Origin of the sequence: Phocaeicola vulgatus ATCC 8482 (genome assembly GCF_000012825.1) — a bacterium.
In the GTDB taxonomy this organism is placed as follows: domain Bacteria; phylum Bacteroidota; class Bacteroidia; order Bacteroidales; family Bacteroidaceae; genus Phocaeicola; species Phocaeicola vulgatus.
The window spans coordinates 4931059-4949670 of record NC_009614.1; the positions used below are offsets into that span (position 1 = coordinate 4931059).

The window sequence follows — 18612 nt, forward strand, 5'->3', positions numbered from 1 at the left end:
ATTGTTTTATTCCCGACTTTACTTTTGCCGGTAAAGGGAAGTAGCTTGCGCTTATTTTTCCTGTTCTGCATTATACAGGGCTATGTCACCCCGCTCGCCCGTGCGTATGCGGACGGCGTCTTCAATGGGGATGACGAAAATACGTCCGTCGCCTATCTCGCCGGTGTGCGCCGCCTTGATGATGGCTTGCACTGTTTTCTCCACATTCTTTTCGCGCACCACGATGGAAACCAGGATTCTTTCAATCGAACTGGTATCATACACCACGCCACGGTAGATACGTCCCTGGCGTGCTTTGCCAATGCCTCTTACATCGTAGTAGGAAAACCATTCGATGTCGGCTTCGAGCAACGCGTCCTTTACGTCCTCGAACTTGGTCTTACGGATAATAGCCTCAATTTTCTTCATTGTTGTACTTGTAATTTATATGTTCCAATCTTTTTACCTTTTTAAAAACTGATACCTCTCTATTTTGTCGTTATGTCTGAATTTGTTGTCGTACCTGCATTTTCAGCACTTCCTGTCAGAAACCCAGTCCGAATACGAAATAGGCCCCTTCGGTGCGCGGATTCACCGTCACCTTGGCGAAGGCGGGGACTGAGAATGAGTCTGTAATCTTGATTTCCTTGGATGCCCCAAGGCTGATGTCGCATACGGCGAACCCGTCCGAACCACTGCATTCCGGATCTGCGGACACGTTATAGAAGTCATTGGCCCATGGCGTGGCTCCTATTTCTGCCGTCCAGTCCAGACCTGCCAATTTGAAGGGGGCGGCGAGTGATATGTAAGAGGAGTAAGCCCGGTCGCCGTCCTTGTTCACCCCATCGTCGCCTGCAAAGTTGGTGTACCAGTTCACTGCCAACGGACCGAAATCGTAGCCTATCTGCGCTTCGAATACATGGCTGGTATGGTGCGTGCCATAGTGGAAATAGCCGGGACCGCCATTGAACCAGTAGTCTGTCACCGAAATGCTGAAACCGCCGGTACTGTAGCCCAGCGTCAGGTCCAGTTCTTTCGTATCAGCGGACTCAATGCCTGCGGATCCCCATGCACCGAGCGAAAATCCTTTGTAGGCAACGGACAATGACGGCTGTATGCTTACGCCTCCCAAATCCTGTCCGCGCCAAATATAGCCGCTTACCAAGTCAGCTCCTACACTGGCTTCCACCTTGTCTTGAGCGATGCTCGTTGCCGGCACTGCCATGGACATGCCTAATAGCAATGCCGTTTCCTTAAAATTCATCTTCATAGCTTTTTACCTTTTAATTAATAATAGTGAGTATGTCATATTTTATATACCTATTGGCTTGATTGATGTAAGTCCGGTGCAAGCACACAGTGCTTCAAGGTGTTGCCGTGTACAGCTCAGAGCAACCATTTCCTGATCCGTTTCATGGCTTCTTCGCAATCCGCCCGCTCTCCGAAAGCGGTCAAGCGGATATATCCTTCACCACTGGGGCCGAAGCCTACTCCCGGCGTGCCCACTACATTGGCTTCATACAGCATCTGTTCAAAGAATTTCCACGAGCTTACCTCGCCCGGCGCCTTCACCCACAGGTAGGGGGCGTTCTCTCCGCCGAAAACTTTGAGTCCTGTACTTTCCAACGCTTCTTTCATGATGCGGGCGTTAGCCATATAATACTGTATGATGGCTTTCACTTGCTTTTTGCCCTCGGGGGTATAGATCGCTTCGGCACCACGCTGGGTGATATAGGATGTCCCGTTGAACTTGGTGCACTGGCGGCGGTTCCACATCCGGTTCAGCGGAATGCGCTCTCCTTCCAGCGTGGCGGCTGTGAGTTCTTTCGGTACGACGGTGTATCCGCAACGCACCCCGGTGAATCCGGCCGTCTTCGAGAAACTGCGAAATTCTATCGCTACTTTCTTCGCTCCTTTTATCTCATAAATGGAGTGAGGAATGTCCGGGTCTTGTATGTAGGCCTCGTAGGCAGCATCGTAAAGGATGAGGGTATCATTTTCCAATGCATAGTTCACCCATTTTTTCAGTTCGGCCTTGCTAATGACCGTCCCCGTAGGGTTATTGGGATAGCAGAGGTATAGGATATCTATCCTGCGGTCGGGAATTTCGGGCACGAAATTATTCTCGCTCAGGCAAGGCAAGTATACCACGTTGCTCCATCGCCCGTCTTCCAGTATCCCGGCACGGCCGCACATTACGTTCGAGTCGATGTATACGGGGTAGATGGGGTCTGTCACGCCGATGCTGTTGTCGTGGCGAAGGATGTCTCCGATATTTCCCGTATCGCTCTTGGCGCCGTCACTGATAAAGACTTCGCCGGGTTCCAGATAGACGCCGCGCGGAGCGTAATCGTTCCTGATGACGGCATCTATCAGGAAATCATAACCTTGTTCGGGACCGTAACCGTGGAATGTCTCTTTGTTTGCCAGCTCGTCTACTGCCTTATACATGGCTTCGATGGAAGTTTGAGGCAGCGGGCGGGTTACATCTCCGATACCCAGACGGATAAGGTCCGTTTTGGGATGAGAGACTTTGAATGCATTTACCTTTTTGGCAATGTCCGAAAACAAGTAATTGTTTGGTAGTTTTAAAAAATGTTCGTTTACTAGTGCCATCGTTGTTATTGTTTTTATCGTTGTTTTAAGTTTTTCAAAATCAGTATCACATCTCTATTTCGCCTTCGAAAACCTTTCCGGCCGGACCGGTCATGTATACATGTCCGTCTTTCTCGTTCCAATGGATGTGGAGATCGCCTCCGTCCATCCTTACCCACGATTTTCGTCCGGCTTTATGGTTCAGTACGGCCGCCACGGCGGTGGCGCAGGCCCCTGTTCCGCAAGCCATTGTGATGCCCGAACCTCTTTCCCACACTCTCATCCGTAGGGATTGATCCGGCAATATTTCTACAAATTCCACATTGGTCCGCTCAGGAAAAAGCGGATGATTTTCCAGTTTCGGGCCAACCGCGGGCAAATCCACCTCTTTTATATCATCTACGAAAATGACAACATGCGGATTTCCCATGCAGACGAATGTTCCTTTGTATTCTTTTCCATCGGCCGGGATGGTTTCTGCCAGCATTCCGCCGGTTTTCGTAGCTATCTGTCCGGGATTCGATAGCAGAGGCGTACCCATATCTACGGTTACATCCTTCACCACCCCGTTGCCTGTATGAAGTTTCAGGATTTTGATTCCCGAAAGGGTTTCCAGCGTGATCACCTCCTTATCCGTCAGTCCTTTCTCGTATACATATTTGCCTATGCAGCGCGAGGCGTTTCCACACATCATGGCTTCGGAGCCGTCTGCATTGAATATACGCATACTGAAATCCGCTTTTTCGGATGCTCCAATCAGTACCAGACCGTCCGCACCGATACCGGTATGATAAGTGCTCCATTTTCTGGCGGCTTTTATCGGATCTTGCAGCGGAGAAGACAAGGTATTTACATAGATATAATCATTGCCGGTTCCTTGCATCTTGGTGAACTTGATAGTTGTTGCCATTTTGATTAATACTTATTTATTGTGGTTTCCTTTTGCTTTTAATTCTGTGCAAATATATATCTTTTTGATATTTTATAAGATATAATTGTTTCTATTTTCTTATTTATTTTCATTCTAATAACAAATAGAAACAGAAGCATTTATTTTTTCTTTCAAATTGCATCAAAACAAGGGTAGATAGTTTTGAATTGTAAGTCAATAGGTCGTTATATGATTGGGGAATGTAATATTCCCATTATTATATTCGGTCGATTGACTATAAAGGGGATATGCCGTCATAAATACAATCTATATGAATAAAAGAAATGCCCAAACTTACAATTTAAAAGTATTTTTCACAATCTAGCTTTCAAATATTAAATATACACGTCATATATACAACAAACTGTAATACAGAGACGCAAGACTGCATCTTTTTATCAAAAGAAAGCACCAACTCTTCATCAAAAAGAAATAAATTACCTACTTTTGCAGAACAATATGAAATACAAACCAGCATTATTATAAACTAAAGATAGCAATAATGGTAAAAACAGAGCAAACAGGTCTTTATGACGCAACCAACGAACATGACGCTTGCGGCGTAGGCATGGTAGTCAACATTCATGGCAACAAGTCGCATGAACTGGTAGACTCCGCATTAAAGGTATTGGAAAACATGCGCCACCGAGGCGCGGAAGGAGCCGATAACAAAACCGGCGACGGAGCCGGAATCATGCTACAGATTCCCCACGAATTCATCCTCCTGCAAGGCATCCCCGTACCCGAAAAAGGAAAATACGGAACCGGACTCGTATTTCTGCCCAAAGACGAAAAAGAGCAAGCCGGCATCCTGAGCATTATGATTGAAGAAATAGAACGCGAAGGACTTACCTTGATGCACCTGCGCAATGTGCCCACCAACCCCGCCTGCCTGGGCAAGGACGCACGGGCCACCGAACCGGACATCAAACAGGTATTTATCACCGGAGTGACAGATGCGGACAGCCTGGAACGCACCCTCTACATCATCCGCAAGAAGATAGAAAAGCGCGTGCGGCACACGGACTTCTACATCGTTTCGCTATCGGCAAAAAACATTATATATAAAGGTATGCTCTCGTCCATGCAAGTGCGCGAGTACTTCCCGGACCTGACGCAACCCTATTTTACCAGTGGATTGGCATTGGTACACTCCCGTTTCAGCACCAACACATTTCCTACATGGAGCCTCGCCCAACCGTTCCGTTTGTTAGCGCACAACGGCGAAATCAATACCATCCGCGGTAACCGGGGTTGGATGGAGGCGCGCGAAAGTGTCCTTTCCTCTCCGGCATTGGGGGATGTCAAAGACATCCGTCCCATTATCCAGCCGGGCATGAGCGACAGTGCCTCACTGGACAATGTGCTGGAATTTTTTGTGATGTCGGGACTGAGCCTGCCCCATGCCATGGCGATGCTGGTACCCGAATCGTTCAACGACAAAAACCCCATCAGTGAAGATTTGAAAGCGTTTTACGAATATCACTCCATCCTGATGGAACCTTGGGACGGGCCTGCCGCACTGCTGTTCAGTGACGGACGGTTTGCCGGAGGAATGTTGGACCGCAACGGTCTGCGCCCTGCCCGTTACCTCATTACCAATAATGACATGATGGTAGTGGCCAGTGAAGTAGGCGTGATGGATTTCGAACCGGGAGAGATTAAAGAGAAAGGGCGTCTGCAACCGGGAAAAATACTGATGATTGATACCGAACAGGGTAAAATATATTATGACGGTGAACTAAAAGAACAACTGGCATCGGCACGCCCCTATCGCGCCTGGCTGTCTGCCAACCGCATCGAGCTCGATACCTTGAAAAGCGGACGCAAGATAGACAACCGGATAGACGGCTATGACCGTATGCTGCGTACCTTCGGATTCTCGCGCGAGGATATAGAACGCACCCTCATGCCGATGTGCAACACAGGAGCCGAACCCATCGCCTCTATGGGTAACGACACGCCGCTGGCCGTCCTTTCGGACAGGCCGCAGTTACTGTTCAACTATTTCCGCCAACAGTTTGCCCAAGTGACCAATCCCGCCATCGACCCTATCCGTGAAGAGTTAGTCATGTCGCTCACCGAGTACATCGGCGCCGTGGGAATGAATATCCTGGTGCCCAGCGAAAGCCATTGCAAAATGGTACGCCTGCCTCATCCCGTGCTGAACAACACCCAACTGGACATCCTCTGCAACATCCGGTATAAAGGATTCAATACCGTGAAACTCCCTATCGTATTCGAGGTGAGCAAGGGAAAAACCGGATTGCAAGAGGCCCTGAACGACCTGTGCAAACAAGCCGAGCAATCCGTTACCGACGGAGTGAACTATATCATTCTGAGCGACCGTTTTGTGGACGACACCCATGCCGCCATCCCGTCGCTACTGGCAGTTAGCGCTGTCCATCATCACCTCATCTCCGTTCAGAAACGCGTGCAAACCGCATTGATTGTAGAAAGCGGCGAGATTCGCGAGGTGATGCACGCCGCCCTGTTGCTGGGATATGGCGCCAGTGCCATCAATCCCTACATGGCCTTCGCCGTACTGGATGAACTGGTGAGGAAAGGCGATGTGCAGATGAATTACGAAACGGCCGAGAAGAATTATATCAAGGCCATCCGCAAGGGCTTGTTCAAGATCATGAGCAAGATGGGCATTTCTACCATCCGTTCCTATCGGGGCGCAAAGATTTTTGAAGCCGTAGGGGTCAGCGAGGAATTGCTGAGAAGCTATTTCGGCACACAGACATCCAGCATCGGAGGCATCCGTCTGGAAGAAGTCGCCAGAGACGCCATCGCCCTGCACGATGCCGGATTCGCTGCAAAAGAAGTGAGCGACATTTTACCGCACAACGGACTTTTCTCTTTCCGCAAAGACGGAGAACGGCACGCCTGGAATCCGGAAACCATCTCCACCCTGCAACTGGCCACCCGGCTGGGCAGCTACAAGAAGTTCAAGGAATTCACCTCCATGGTAGATGGAAAAGATTCCCCCCTCTTCCTGCGCGACTTCTTCGGACACAAACGAAACCCCATTGATATTGAAAAGGTGGAGCCGGTAGAAAACATCGTGAAACATTTCGTGACAGGAGCCATGTCCTTCGGCGCTATCAGCAAGGAGGCACATGAGGCGCTGGCACTGGCCATGAACAAACTGGGCGCACGCAGCAATACGGGTGAAGGAGGTGAGGACAGCGACCGCATTACCGGCACTTACCAGGGTATCTCACTTTGCAGCAAGACCAAGCAGATAGCATCGGGACGCTTCGGAGTCACCGCCGAATACCTGGTCCATGCCGAAGAGATCCAGATAAAGGTGGCCCAAGGCGCCAAGCCGGGAGAAGGAGGACAACTGCCGGGATTCAAGGTAGACGAGGTGATTGCCAAAACCCGCCACTCCATTCCGGGCATCTCGCTCATTTCCCCTCCACCCCATCATGACATTTATTCCATCGAAGATTTGGCCCAGTTGATTTTCGACCTGAAAAACGTAAATCCACAGGCACGAATCAGCGTGAAACTGGTAGCCGAAAGCGGCGTAGGAACCATTGCCGCCGGAGTAGCCAAAGCGAAAGCCGACCTGATTGTCATTTCGGGAGCGGAAGGAGGAACCGGCGCGTCGCCTGCATCGAGTATGCGGTATGCAGGTATCTCGCCCGAAATAGGACTGAGCGAGACGCAACAGACCTTGGTGTTGAACGGACTCCGCGGACAAGTGAAACTGCAAGTGGACGGACAGTTGAAAACCGGACGGGATATTATCAACATGGCCTTGCTGGGTGCGGAAGAATTCGGTTTCGGTACCACCGCATTGATTGTACTGGGATGCGTCATGATGCGCAAGTGCCACACCAACACCTGTCCCGTAGGCGTGGCCACCCAAGACCCCGAACTCCGCAAACATTTCCGCGGACACTATGAATATGTAGTGAATTATTTCACTTTCCTGGCACAGGAAGTACGCGAATATCTGGCCGAAATGGGATTCACCCGGTTGGAGGATATCATCGGACGGACAGACCTGATTGAAATACAACAAGCACCAAGTGAGAAGAAATCCTCACTATTGGATTTCAGCAGACTGCTACACCGGGTGGACAACGGAGCTGCCATACACCATGTCATGGAACAGAAGCACGACATTGCCCATGTGAAGGATGTGACCATACTGGCCGCCGCCAGGGATGCCATAGAAAACGGAAAAGAAATTTCCCTGGAATACACCATCGCCAATACGGACCGTTCGGTAGGCGCCATGCTGGCAGGAGCGGTTGCCAAGAAATACGGGCAGGCAGGACTTCCGGAACAGACCATCCACATCAAATTCAAAGGTTCGGCAGGCCAAAGTTTCGGTGCGTTCCTGACCCACGGCATCAGTTTCAAGCTGGAAGGCGAAGCGAATGACTACCTGGGAAAAGGACTGAGCGGCGGACGCATTGCTGTACTGCCCCCCGTGCGCAGCAATTTCGATGCGGAAAAGAATACCATCGCCGGAAACACCCTGTTGTATGGCGCTACTGACGGCGAGGTGTATATCAACGGACGGGTGGGCGAACGCTTCGCTGTCCGCAATTCCGGTGTGACGGCCGTGGTAGAGGGTGTAGGCGACCACTGTTGCGAATACATGACCGGAGGACGGGTCGTGGTACTGGGGGAAACCGGACGGAATTTCGCTGCCGGGATGAGTGGCGGCGTGGCTTACGTGTGGGACAAGAACCACAACTTCGATTATTTCTGCAACATGGAGATGGTGGAGCTCTCGCTTATCGAGGAGGCATCTTACCGGAAGGAACTGCATGAACTGATCCGTCAGCATTACCTCTATACCGGCTCCAAACTGGCAAGAACGATGTTGGATGACTGGAATCGCTATGTGGATGAATTTATTCAGGTAGTACCTATCGAATATAAACGAGTATTGCAAGAAGAACAAATGCGTAAGCTGCAACAAAAAATAGCTGATGTACAAAGAGATTATTAACGACAAAAGAAATACAACAAAGATATGGGAAATCCAAAAGCATTTTTAACTATACCGCGTCAGGAAGCGGGCTACCGTCCCATCCACGACCGGATATCAGATTATAGCGAGGTAGAACAGACTCTGAACAGCCGTGACCGGAAACTTCAAGCCTCACGCTGCATGGACTGCGGCGTTCCCTTCTGCCACTGGGCTTGTCCGCTGGGCAACAAGCAGCCCGAATTTCAAGATGCCCTCTACAAAGGCAAATGGGAGGAAGCCTACAAGATATTGAACGAAACCAACGATTTTCCTGAGTTCACCGGCCGCATCTGCCCCGCCCTCTGCGAAAAGAGTTGCGTGCTGAAACTGAGCATGGACTCTCCCGTCACCATCCGCGAGAACGAAGCGGCCATTGCCGAAGCAGCCTTCCGCGAAGGTTACATCAAGCCCCGGAACATTGAACGCAACGGACGGAAAGTAGCCATTATCGGCGCCGGGCCCGCCGGACTGGCCGCCGCCAACCAGCTCAACGGAAAAGGGTACACAGTGACCGTCTTCGACAAGAATGAGGCTCCCGGCGGCCTGCTACGTTACGGCATCCCCAACTTCAAGCTGCACAAGCCCATCATCGACCGCCGTATCCGGGTGATGGAAGAAGAAGGCATCCACTTCAAAATGAACAACGATGTGGATGTGCGGCAACTCCCCGAAGGTTTTGACGCCTACTGCATCTGCACCGGAGCTCCGACCGCCCGTGACCTCCCTGTCCCCGGACGCGAACTGAAAGGCATCCACCCGGCACTGGACATGCTGGCGCAACAAAACCGTATCCTTGCCGGCATGACGTTCCCGAAAGAACAACTGGTTACTGCCAAAGGGAAAAAAGTACTGGTCATCGGCGGAGGGGATACCGGCAGCGACTGCATAGGGACCAGCAACCGGCAAGGTGCCCTAAGCGTCACCCAAATAGAAATCATGCCCCAGCCGCCCGTAGGACAGAATCCTGCCACTCCATGGCCCCAATTCCCCGTCGTACTGAAAACCACCTCTTCTCACGAAGAAGGGTGCAGCCGCCTATGGTCTCTCGCCACCCGTAAGTTTTTAGGCAAAAACGGTAAAGTGTGCGGTGTGGAAGTGGAACCGGTGGAATGGACTCCGAGTCCCGACGGCGGCCGCCCTGTCATGAAGCCCACCGGAAAGGTGGAAGTGATTGAAGCCGACCTGGTTCTTCTGGCAATGGGATTCCTAAAGCCCGAACATCCCCAATTCGCCGAAAACGTATTCGTAGCCGGCGATGCAGCAAGCGGAGCCAGCCTGGTGGTACGCGCCATTGCCAGCGGACGGAAAGCGGCAACGGACATAGACAGTTATCTCAATAAATAAATCAACAAATACAATTATGTGTGGAATCGTAGGAATATTCAAGATAAAGCAACAAACGCAGGAACTGCGTCAGAAGGCATTGAAAATGTCACAAAAGCTCCGCCACCGCGGGCCGGACTGGAGCGGCATCTACGTAGGCGACTCTGCCATCCTGGCCCATGAACGCCTCTCCATCGTAGACCCTCAAAGCGGAGGGCAACCCCTATATAGTCCCGACCGGAAACAAATCCTCGCCGTGAACGGAGAAATCTACAACCATCGGGATGTTCGTGCAAAGTACGCCGAAAAATATGATTTCCATACCGGAAGCGATTGCGAAGTCATCCTTGCCCTTTACCGTGACAAAGGTATTCACTTCCTCGAAGAGCTGAACGGCATCTTCGCCTTCGCCCTTTATGATGAGGAGAAAGACGATTTCCTCATTGCCCGCGACCCCATCGGAGTCATACCTTTATATATAGGTAAGGATAAGGACGGCAAAATATACTGCGCCAGCGAGTTGAAAGCCCTCGAAGGGTTCTGTGATGAATACGAACCCTTCCTTCCCGGCCATTACTATTGGGGAAAAGAAGGCAAGATGACCCGCTGGTACGTCCGCGACTGGTTTGAATACGAAGCCGTGAAAAACAACAATGCCTATTCCCTGGACATACACGACGGACTGGAAGAGGCCGTTAAACGCCAACTGATGAGTGATGTGCCCTACGGCGTACTTCTTTCCGGCGGTCTGGACAGTTCCGTCATCTCTGCCATTGCCAAGAAATATGCAGGCAAACGGGTAGAAACCGACAATAAAAAAGATGCCTGGTGGCCTCAGCTCCATTCCTTTGCCATCGGTCTGGAAGGTGCGCCCGACCTGATAAAAGCCCGCGAAGTGGCCCGCTTTATCGGAACCGTGCATCATGAAATCCACTATACCATCCAAGAAGGATTGGACGCTATCCGCGACGTCATTTACTACATCGAGACTTACGATGTCACCACCGTTCGCGCCTCTACCCCGATGTATTTGCTGGCACGCGTCATTAAAAGCATGGGAATCAAAATGGTGCTGAGTGGCGAAGGGGCTGATGAAGTGTTCGGCGGCTATCTCTATTTCCACAAAGCCCCTACAGCCCAAGCCTTTCATGAAGAAACCGTGCGTAAACTAGGCAAACTCCACCTCTATGACTGCCTCCGTGCCAATAAATCCCTCGCAGCATGGGGAGTGGAAGGCCGAGTGCCTTTCCTGGACAAAGATTTTCTGGACATAGCCATGCGCCTCAATCCCGAGGCAAAGATGTGCCCCGGAAGCACCATCGAAAAGAAAATAGTCCGCAAAGCCTTTGCAGACATGTTGCCCGACAGTGTAGCATGGCGACAGAAAGAGCAGTTCAGCGACGGCGTGGGCTATAGTTGGATTGATACACTGAAAGCCCTTACCGCCGAAGCCGTCAGTGACGAGCAAATGGCGCACGCAGCCGAACGGTTTCCTATCAATACGCCGCAAAACAAGGAAGAATACTACTATCGCAGCATCTTCCAGGAGCACTTTCCCAGTGAAAGCGCAGCCCGCAGCGTGCCAAGCGTGCCCAGTGTGGCATGTTCTACAGCCGAAGCCCTTGCGTGGGACGCCGCCTTCAAGAACATGAACGAACCAAGCGGACGGGCCGTGAAGGGAGTGCACGAAGAAGCATATGATTCATAATATGGCAACGTGAGTCTGATTCCAACAATTTCATGCATACAAAGAAGAGATGCTTTGCACCCCGAAATCTTGCGCGGCCTTGCCTTCGAAAAGAGGAAGGCTGCGCGGTGCTTTTGCCAACGTTTTCGAAATAGAGTGGAAAAAACAGCCCTTTCCATGCCGGGTATCAGAAAAAAATGGTGTAACTTTGTATAGCTATAAAAAAGAGAAGAAGAAAGATGGAAACAAAAAAAGCGCCTCAAATCCCTTACGGCATCTCGGACTTTGTGCGGATGCGGACTGAAAATTATTATTATGTGGACAAGACCATGTATTTGCCCATGATTGAAGATTTTCCACATCCCTGGAGGCATGCCCACCTATCAGATATATGTTCGACCCATGAGTCTGACCCGCACCCTGCAATGGCAAAAAGAAGAAAAATCCTCACTTGTACATGCACAGGATCTTAGCAAGATTGAGCAAACAGGTTTAAGCAAACAAGCCAAAGGCGTTTTGCTGGCACCATCGGCTGACAAACTAAAAGCTATCGTTTGGATAAATGGAGAAGAAGTACCTGTTCTGATGAAACAAGAGATAAAAGAGTACTTCGATGCTACCGAATACGGCAATGCCTATCTGCTGACCGTGGATATGCCCAGACACCAGAAAAATATTCTCCCCTACCGAATATTTAAAGTAGAGTTAACTGATTTAGAGAATGGTGACCGTGGAGAAGGGCTTTATTATATGGAAAAAGAGAACTATATAGGGACATTCATTAAATATTACAAAATCAGCCAACTAATTCATACACAAAGTATTGCGAATTAGTTGGCTTTTTTGTATCTTTAGGTATTCCCCCGAAAATAAGATTTGACGGCCAAAACGGGGGAAATATCCAAACTAATAAGATATGGCAAAGATAGTGAATATTTCAGAAATTCACCCTACTTTGGGTTTTACAGAATTTGATATTCTGGAAAAATACCGCAAGAGTTTTAATGAGAGTGAGCTTGGCAAGCTTCATTCGGTCTTTCCGTTTGAATGTATGGCAAAAGCCGCCGGCCTGTCGGACCGGCGCCTGGGACGCAGGAACAGATTCAGTCCTTCCGCAAAGATCGCCCTTATGGTCCTGAAGGCATACACCGGATTCTCCGACAGGCAACTGGTGGAACATCTGAACGGGAACATACACTACCAGATTTTCTGTGGAATTATGATTCCCCCGTCCCTTCCCATAACCAACTTCAAGATAGTCAGTGCCATCCGTAATGAGATAGCATCCCGCCTTGACATTGATTCTTTCCAGGAGCTCCTGGCTTCACACTGGAAACCTTATCTTGATAACCTTCACGTCTGCATGACCGATGCCACATGCTATGAAAGCCACATGCGTTTTCCTACGGACATGAAACTCCTTTGGGAAAGCCTCGAATGGCTCTACAGGCATATATGCCGGCATTGCAGGGAGTTGGGCATAAGGCGTCCGCGCAACAAATACAGGAATGTGGCGGAATCCTATCTGTCCTACTGCAAGAAAAGAAAGAGGAGAGCTTCAAGGACAAGAATGCTTAAGCGCCGTATGATCAAGCTTCTTGAAAAGCTCCTCAGTCAAAGGGATGGGATCCATAGCGAGTACGGTGCTTTACTCCGATATACCCAGGATTATCATAAGCGTCTTTCCATCATCAGAAAGGTGCTTGTACAAGAAAAGGAAATGTTTGAAGGGCGGAAAGTCAGTGACCGCATCGTCAGCATTGACCGTCATTATGTACGTCCCATCGTCAGAGGCAAGGAAACCAAGTCCGTCGAGTTCGGTGCAAAGGTCAATAATATACAGATAGACGGCATATCGTTCATCGAACACCTCTCGTTCAAGGCATTCAATGAGGGTATACGCTTGAAGGACTGTATCCGTATGCAGCAGAAGCTTATGAATGTAAGGGTAAGATGTGTGGCTGCCGATTCCATATATGCCAATAATGCCAACAGAAAGTTCTGTACAAAATATGGGATATCCACATCCTTTGTGCGCAAGGGAAGGGCGGCCAAAGATGAGCCTTTGAGGAAGGTGCTTAGAAGCGAACTCTCAAAAGAAAGGGCAACACGGCTTGAAGGAAGCTTCGGCACTCAAAAGCAACATTACTCGCTCTCAAGGATAAAGGCCAGAAACAGGAAGACGGAAATACTGTGGATTTTCTTTGGAATACATACGGCAAATGCCATACTGATGATAGAAAAAATCAGAAACAAAACAGCTAAAGCAGCATGATATGATTTTACTCACAGAATCAGAAGAGGTCATCAGACTTCTTCCGGAACGTCATGTCCTGTCGGATAGAAGTATGTGAGAAAGCACGGAAAAATGACAATAAGAATGGCATATGAAATGGTCATGCCCTATCATCTTCATATGCCATCTTATTTTTTAGAGACATTTACTGAATATCCCTATATAAAATAAAAAGAAGCGGTATTCTACCGCTTCTTGAGCCGAAACCGGGACTCGAACCCGGGACCTATTCATTACGAATGAATTGCTCTACCAACTGAGCCATTTCGGCAACTGTTTTTTCTGCAATATCGGGTGCTTTTCTGAAAAAGCGTTGCAAATATATATCTTTCTTTCGAAATAAAGAAACTAAAAGCGGATAATTTTTCAGTTATCCGATTTTGTTATGTCAATTGATGCCGGATTTATTAGTAGGCTTCTTCATGTATCCCTTTCATGGCCCATCCGCTTGGTTCGTTTATGTTCTTGAAAGCGGTATCCCACGTAAGAGCTTCAACGGTAGAATTGTTTTCTTTTATGTAAAGATTATAACATCAAGGCGTAAAAACTATTTTACACTAATTGCTCTCCTCATCAAACACCCGTGATATACTGAAATTTACCCACTCCATACCCAAACAATTCAATATCCGTCAAAGTTTGATGGTCTTTACCTTACCCGGAATGATGGTCAGATGCACCGTTCCATCCTTTTCTATCTCCACCTTCTGATATCTGGCCTCCACCACCACTTTTCCATCCAGTGCCATCACCCCCCACTGGCAGGCATTCCCTTCAAAAGCACAATAACCGCCTACAGGAATACAGATATTCCGGTAACAAGGAGGCACTACGATACGATCTCCCCATTTCAGCCCCCACTTCATCCCCATCCGGAAAGGAAGGACATCTTTTATTTCCTCCAGCCTCTTCCGCCTTTTCTCTTCCTCATTCTGTTGCCGTTCCCGCTGTACGCTCTCCGCACGCCGCCCGGCTTCCTTCCTCAGACCTTCCACCACGGAGGCAAAATCCGCTTCGCCCGCCTTAGGAGCATTACAAGCTATATACCGCTTCCCCTTTCCTTTCTCCACATGATAATAGTTTCCTTCCCCGTCCATCACCACAATGCTCCGATCCGCCAAACAACCACAACACCAGTACACCTCTTCATCATCCCCTTCCAGCACGCAGGCGAAGACATCAAATATAGTAGACCACACAGGATTAACTAGCCGGCAAGACTTCGGAACACGGTAATCCGGTATCTTCAAGTAGAAACCATAAAAACAAAGACTGTCTTTGTGCAAACCATGCATAGAGGCATACGCCTTCCGCGTGCGGCTATGGAAAGTCTCCCCCACCCGCAGCAGCTCTATGCCGCCGTATGAAAAAACCACCGGCCTCTCCTGATAAGTTCTGTTTGTCTTCAAATCGGTATAACAGTCACTCCCATCCTCTTTGGTGACAGAAAGAAGTTCTCCCTTCAGGAATCTCAATCTCCGGCAGCGGTCTGTTACCATCAGGGGAGTTCCGGAATCATCCACCACTCCTGTCCGGCCGTCCTCAAAACGGACAGCAGCCCGGTTTGCACAAATATCAAATACTTCCCGGTATTGAGGAATCACTGTGATTTTGTTCCCGCACCTCAAGCCCCACAAACCACTCTGCCGGTCATGACAGGCTTTCAAAGCAGTCCGTTGCTCCCCACCGACCGGACCACCTCCTCCCAAACAAATCAAATCCCCTTTCCGAATAGCATCCAGCAGACAGTTGTGTGTCATCACAATTTCCAGTCCTTCATTCTGTTTGCTATCTTCCGATAGAGAGCAAGACACAGACAGCCCGCTGTTCTCCATCCGTGTCCAGGGCTGAGCATTTCCCGCCATCCGTCCTTCGAACATCGCCTCCCAGTCACGGTCACGGACAGGCAGACCGAATATCCGGTGCAAGCCCACATTATCTATCAGCATACATGATTCCTTATTATCCGACTTCCGCAGCCCCCGTCCCACCTGTTGCAGGTATTTCGCCAACGAAAGCGTGGGACGTGCCAGCTGCACGAACTCCACATCGGGACAGTCAAAACCTTCGGAAAAAATATCCACATTGACCAACACGCTGATCTTTCCCCGCCTGAAATCCTCTACCAGTTCCTTGCGTTCCAGAGCGGGGGTCCTGCTGTCGATAGCAACAGACTCCACGCCATGCAGGCTGTAATAAGCCGCAATCTGTCGGGCGTGTGCGATGCTCACGGCATAGACTATCCCTTTCTTCCCAGCGGCATATCGACGGACGCTCTCATACAATTGGCGGATACCGGTTTCCCGGTTCAGCACCGCATTCATTTCCTTCACCTGGTAATCCCCGTCCGCACCCCGCTTCTTCAACGAGTCAACCAGCCGCTGTTCCCTGCTGTTCGCACGGATGGACACATAGTCAAAGGACGACAACCAGCCCCTCCCGATAAATTCCGCAATACTCCATGAGGTAATCAGGGTATCAAACAAATCCGTGAATCCTTTGCGGTTCAGCCGACAGGGGGTAGCGGTCATACCCAATTTCCTCGCCTCCGGATAACTCTTCCAAAGCTCCCGATAAGTTTCTGCCAGGGCATGATGTGCCTCGTCAATAACAATCAAATCCGGCTGTCCGTTCACAATCTTCCGGTTTCGTGACAACCACTGGATGGACATCACCCTCACACTTCCGTCCTCCCTCCCCATTCCATAACGGGAAACCGTCTCCTCTATCTGCTCCACCAGTTCCCGACGATGCGCCACAATCCATACCCGGCTACCGGAACCACACAAGAACTCCCTCACTATGGCAGCCAGCAGGTGTGTCTTTCCCGTGCCTGTAGGCATCTGTACCATCACACTCCGGTGAAGCTCCCACTCTTCAAAGAGCCTGAGCTTCATCTCCTGCTGGTAGTCACGAAGACAATCGTTCTTGCAATACATTATACGGATGCCAGTCGCTACCGACAACAAAAACAAGGAAGGCCGCATACGTTATCGCATACAGCCTATATAAATTATAAATATTTTATCTTTACAAAGAGCTTATAATATCGTCTATTCTTCTATGATCCAATCACTCAAAGTATGGTTTTCCGAGTCAAAGTTTAAACCTATCTTCATCACGAGAAGTCCGCAGAGAACAAAGCGTTCGGCCCACATACATTCCCCAAAAGTGATTGCACGCCATGTTCCATTTCACACGGGAGATGGCTTTTTACGTTTTTTTTAGATGCTAACAACAAACTACAGAATAACTATTCGCCCTTGAATACGATTAGCTTTTCCATATCTTGAATAAATTGAAATGTCTTGTCAATATAAGGTATGACCTCATCCTCTGTTGCATCATACAAATCATCATAATCGCCAGATTGCCGTAATTCAAATAAACGGGACAGCAAACGACCATAACTTTTATCTAAAAGACCTTTTACTACAAACCGAGTACCTATCAAGTGAATCATACCACTGTGAAAACAAGATGCAAGACCCTTATCCAACAATAATGCAGAAGCCATATGAAATGCCAAATAATAAAAGCGGTTACCTACCAAGTTCCAAAAGCCCAATTTCGCAACTTCTTTTGCCTCGTTCAAATTACCGTAAGACTTTTGTATCCGATAATTTATAATCGCTTTTTTCTCATCAACACTCAGCATAGTACAATCCCGTCTTGTTCCACATTTTTATAAAAGAGAGAAAAATTTCGTTTCAGCCAATCTTTTAAAGTATACATTATAGGATGAATCTCCACATCAATTTTCCAGTCCAATTCAAATAAAGGATAAACATACTTATCGTGATCTGCTTCTTCTAATTTTTCTTTATCAAGAAGAATCAATATATCCCAATCCGAATCCTCGCGGGCATCGTTACGAACCTGAGAACCCAAAAGTACCACTCTTGCACCTGTAGGCATAACCTGCGCTATGACTTCCTTAATTGCATATAATATTTCTTCTTTTTGCTTCATCATCACAAATAGCTTTTTGTAAAGATAACAAAAAAAATCAGAAACAAAAAGCAAGTATATCCTTTTACCCTTTATTTCTTCAACACCCAACATAAACATCCAACCAGCACGCAGTCCGCCTCTTTGTTTAGAGGATAGTTCTTCTGATTTATTTGGGATAAAGCGCAGCACCAAGTATTCCGTAGTTTTTTCAATGGCAAGTCCTTTAAAAAGGTCTTTTTTCCCGGCTAAATAGCTATGCAGCAGGAGGTCAGCAACGACTTGCCGAAACGATGGGGATGGTTCAGAAAACAATATTTGGAGGTACCGTGGCCATCTATATATAAGGTAGTTTTCCTTTCTGACTATTTCAATCCATCTATCTTTCTACCAACTTAGAAAAAGAAAGTTTGAACAAAGGATTTTTTTTTAATCTCTCACAATCCTCTTTTAACTGTATCTCACAATAGAAGCATATCCCAAACAACGGATATGCTTCATAAAAGACCTATTAAATCCTCCACAAAGCAAACAATACATAATTGAATAATATACTTTCCCGCTGTTCAAAACGGCTTTTAGCCAATTGCTCCACAAGTTCTTCAGGCAATTTCCATTCTTCCTTTATTTCATTCTTAATAACATCACGATAGATATTAGGAAAAACTGTATTTTCCTGACGGTTTAATAAACCATGTACCACATCCTTATAATAATCACTGCAAATGCCTCTCATCACCCGACTTATGATCATCTTTTCTACAACATGAGACTTCATGTTGCGATAAAATGAAACATGTATGTTATCAAAGTCTTGTTGAAATAGAATCGACATGGGTATTTTTTTT

At 48.4% G+C, this 18612-nt stretch carries 12 protein-coding genes, 1 tRNA gene and 2 pseudogenes; 6 read left to right on the plus strand and 9 right to left on the minus strand.

Translation table 11 applies throughout. The annotated features are described in order from the left end of the window. Nucleotides 1-51: 51 nt before the first annotated feature. From BVU_RS20060 to dapF, 4 genes are all read right to left on the minus strand, one after another. On the minus strand, nucleotides 52-408 hold the full coding sequence (locus tag BVU_RS20060; protein WP_005839640.1) for a P-II family nitrogen regulator: 357 nt from the start codon (nucleotides 406-408) through the stop codon (nucleotides 52-54). A 115-nt stretch (nucleotides 409-523) separates the two neighbouring features. Beyond that, the gene (locus tag BVU_RS20065; protein ID WP_370006506.1) at nucleotides 524-1243 is read right to left on the minus strand and encodes a hypothetical protein; all 720 of its coding nucleotides are present in this window, start codon (nucleotides 1241-1243) and stop codon (nucleotides 524-526) included. Between the two features lie 122 nt (nucleotides 1244-1365). Then, nucleotides 1366-2595, minus strand: coding sequence for an LL-diaminopimelate aminotransferase (locus BVU_RS20070; protein ID WP_012055981.1), 1230 nt, complete (start codon nucleotides 2593-2595; stop codon nucleotides 1366-1368). A 46-nt stretch (nucleotides 2596-2641) separates the two neighbouring features. After that, on the minus strand, nucleotides 2642-3484 hold the full coding sequence (dapF, locus tag BVU_RS20075) for a diaminopimelate epimerase (RefSeq protein ID WP_005839633.1): 843 nt from the start codon (nucleotides 3482-3484) through the stop codon (nucleotides 2642-2644). Between the two features lie 523 nt (nucleotides 3485-4007). Between dapF and gltB the strand changes: the two genes are divergently transcribed. From gltB to BVU_RS20105, 6 genes and pseudogenes are all read left to right on the plus strand, one after another. Next, nucleotides 4008-8486 (plus strand): glutamate synthase large subunit, encoded by a 4479-nt coding sequence (gltB, locus tag BVU_RS20080; RefSeq protein WP_012055982.1) that lies wholly within the window; start codon nucleotides 4008-4010, stop codon nucleotides 8484-8486. Nucleotides 8487-8510: 24 nt separating this feature from the next. After that, a complete protein-coding gene (locus BVU_RS20085) occupies nucleotides 8511-9851 on the plus strand; it encodes a glutamate synthase subunit beta (RefSeq protein WP_005851429.1) in 1341 nt (446 codons plus the stop codon). A gap of 16 nt (nucleotides 9852-9867) precedes the next feature. Then, the gene (gene asnB, locus BVU_RS20090) at nucleotides 9868-11538 is read left to right on the plus strand and encodes an asparagine synthase B (protein WP_012055983.1); all 1671 of its coding nucleotides are present in this window, start codon (nucleotides 9868-9870) and stop codon (nucleotides 11536-11538) included. 218 nt (nucleotides 11539-11756) lie between these two features. Further along, nucleotides 11757-11876 (plus strand): annotated as a pseudogene (locus BVU_RS23075) (AAA family ATPase); the annotation flags it as partial. Continuing rightward, nucleotides 11863-12288, plus strand: a pseudogene (locus BVU_RS20100) (carboxypeptidase regulatory-like domain-containing protein); the annotation flags it as partial. The pseudogenes BVU_RS23075 and BVU_RS20100, both read left to right, overlap by 14 nt. Before the next feature lie 145 nt (nucleotides 12289-12433). Then, complete coding sequence (locus tag BVU_RS20105; protein ID WP_008667781.1) at nucleotides 12434-13792, plus strand: transposase; 1359 nt, start codon at nucleotides 12434-12436, stop codon at nucleotides 13790-13792. Nucleotides 13793-14011: 219 nt separating this feature from the next. Here BVU_RS20105 and BVU_RS20110 read toward each other — a convergent pair. The 5 genes from BVU_RS20110 to BVU_RS20130 form a co-directional block, all read right to left on the minus strand. Further along, nucleotides 14012-14084: transfer RNA gene (locus BVU_RS20110), tRNA-Thr, on the minus strand. Nucleotides 14085-14445: 361 nt separating this feature from the next. Further along, nucleotides 14446-16800 (minus strand): DEAD/DEAH box helicase, encoded by a 2355-nt coding sequence (locus BVU_RS20115; RefSeq protein ID WP_012055985.1) that lies wholly within the window; start codon nucleotides 16798-16800, stop codon nucleotides 14446-14448. A gap of 266 nt (nucleotides 16801-17066) precedes the next feature. Further along, nucleotides 17067-17471, minus strand: coding sequence for a HEPN domain-containing protein (locus tag BVU_RS20120; protein WP_005838991.1), 405 nt, complete (start codon nucleotides 17469-17471; stop codon nucleotides 17067-17069). Beyond that, nucleotides 17465-17788, minus strand: coding sequence for a nucleotidyltransferase domain-containing protein (locus BVU_RS20125; protein WP_005838989.1), 324 nt, complete (start codon nucleotides 17786-17788; stop codon nucleotides 17465-17467). Before BVU_RS20125 ends, BVU_RS20120 begins: the two co-directional genes overlap by 7 nt. 487 nt (nucleotides 17789-18275) lie before the next feature. Further along, nucleotides 18276-18599 carry a hypothetical protein gene (locus tag BVU_RS20130; RefSeq protein ID WP_012055988.1) on the minus strand — a complete coding sequence of 108 codons (324 nt, stop codon included), beginning with the start codon at nucleotides 18597-18599 and terminating at the stop codon, nucleotides 18276-18278. Between the last annotated feature and the right edge of the window lie 13 nt (nucleotides 18600-18612).

Bases quoted from the DNA above. Each gene is read 5' to 3' on its own strand.
- BVU_RS20115 (WP_012055985.1), bottom strand. From the start codon at position 16,800: ATGCGGCCTTCCTTGTTTTTGTTGTCGGTAGCGACTGGCATCCGTATA.
- gltB (WP_012055982.1), top strand. From the start codon at position 4,008: ATGGTAAAAACAGAGCAAACAGGTCTTTATGACGCAACCAACGAACAT.
- dapF (WP_005839633.1), bottom strand. From the start codon at position 3,484: ATGGCAACAACTATCAAGTTCACCAAGATGCAAGGAACCGGCAATGAT.
- asnB (WP_012055983.1), top strand. From the start codon at position 9,868: ATGTGTGGAATCGTAGGAATATTCAAGATAAAGCAACAAACGCAGGAA.
- BVU_RS20105 (WP_008667781.1), top strand. From the start codon at position 12,434: ATGGCAAAGATAGTGAATATTTCAGAAATTCACCCTACTTTGGGTTTT.
- BVU_RS20125 (WP_005838989.1), bottom strand. From the start codon at position 17,788: ATGATGAAGCAAAAAGAAGAAATATTATATGCAATTAAGGAAGTCATA.
- BVU_RS20070 (WP_012055981.1), bottom strand. From the start codon at position 2,595: ATGGCACTAGTAAACGAACATTTTTTAAAACTACCAAACAATTACTTG.
- BVU_RS20120 (WP_005838991.1), bottom strand. From the start codon at position 17,471: ATGCTGAGTGTTGATGAGAAAAAAGCGATTATAAATTATCGGATACAA.
- BVU_RS20085 (WP_005851429.1), top strand. From the start codon at position 8,511: ATGGGAAATCCAAAAGCATTTTTAACTATACCGCGTCAGGAAGCGGGC.
- BVU_RS20130 (WP_012055988.1), bottom strand. From the start codon at position 18,599: ATGTCGATTCTATTTCAACAAGACTTTGATAACATACATGTTTCATTT.
- BVU_RS20060 (WP_005839640.1), bottom strand. From the start codon at position 408: ATGAAGAAAATTGAGGCTATTATCCGTAAGACCAAGTTCGAGGACGTA.
- BVU_RS20065 (WP_370006506.1), bottom strand. From the start codon at position 1,243: ATGAATTTTAAGGAAACGGCATTGCTATTAGGCATGTCCATGGCAGTG.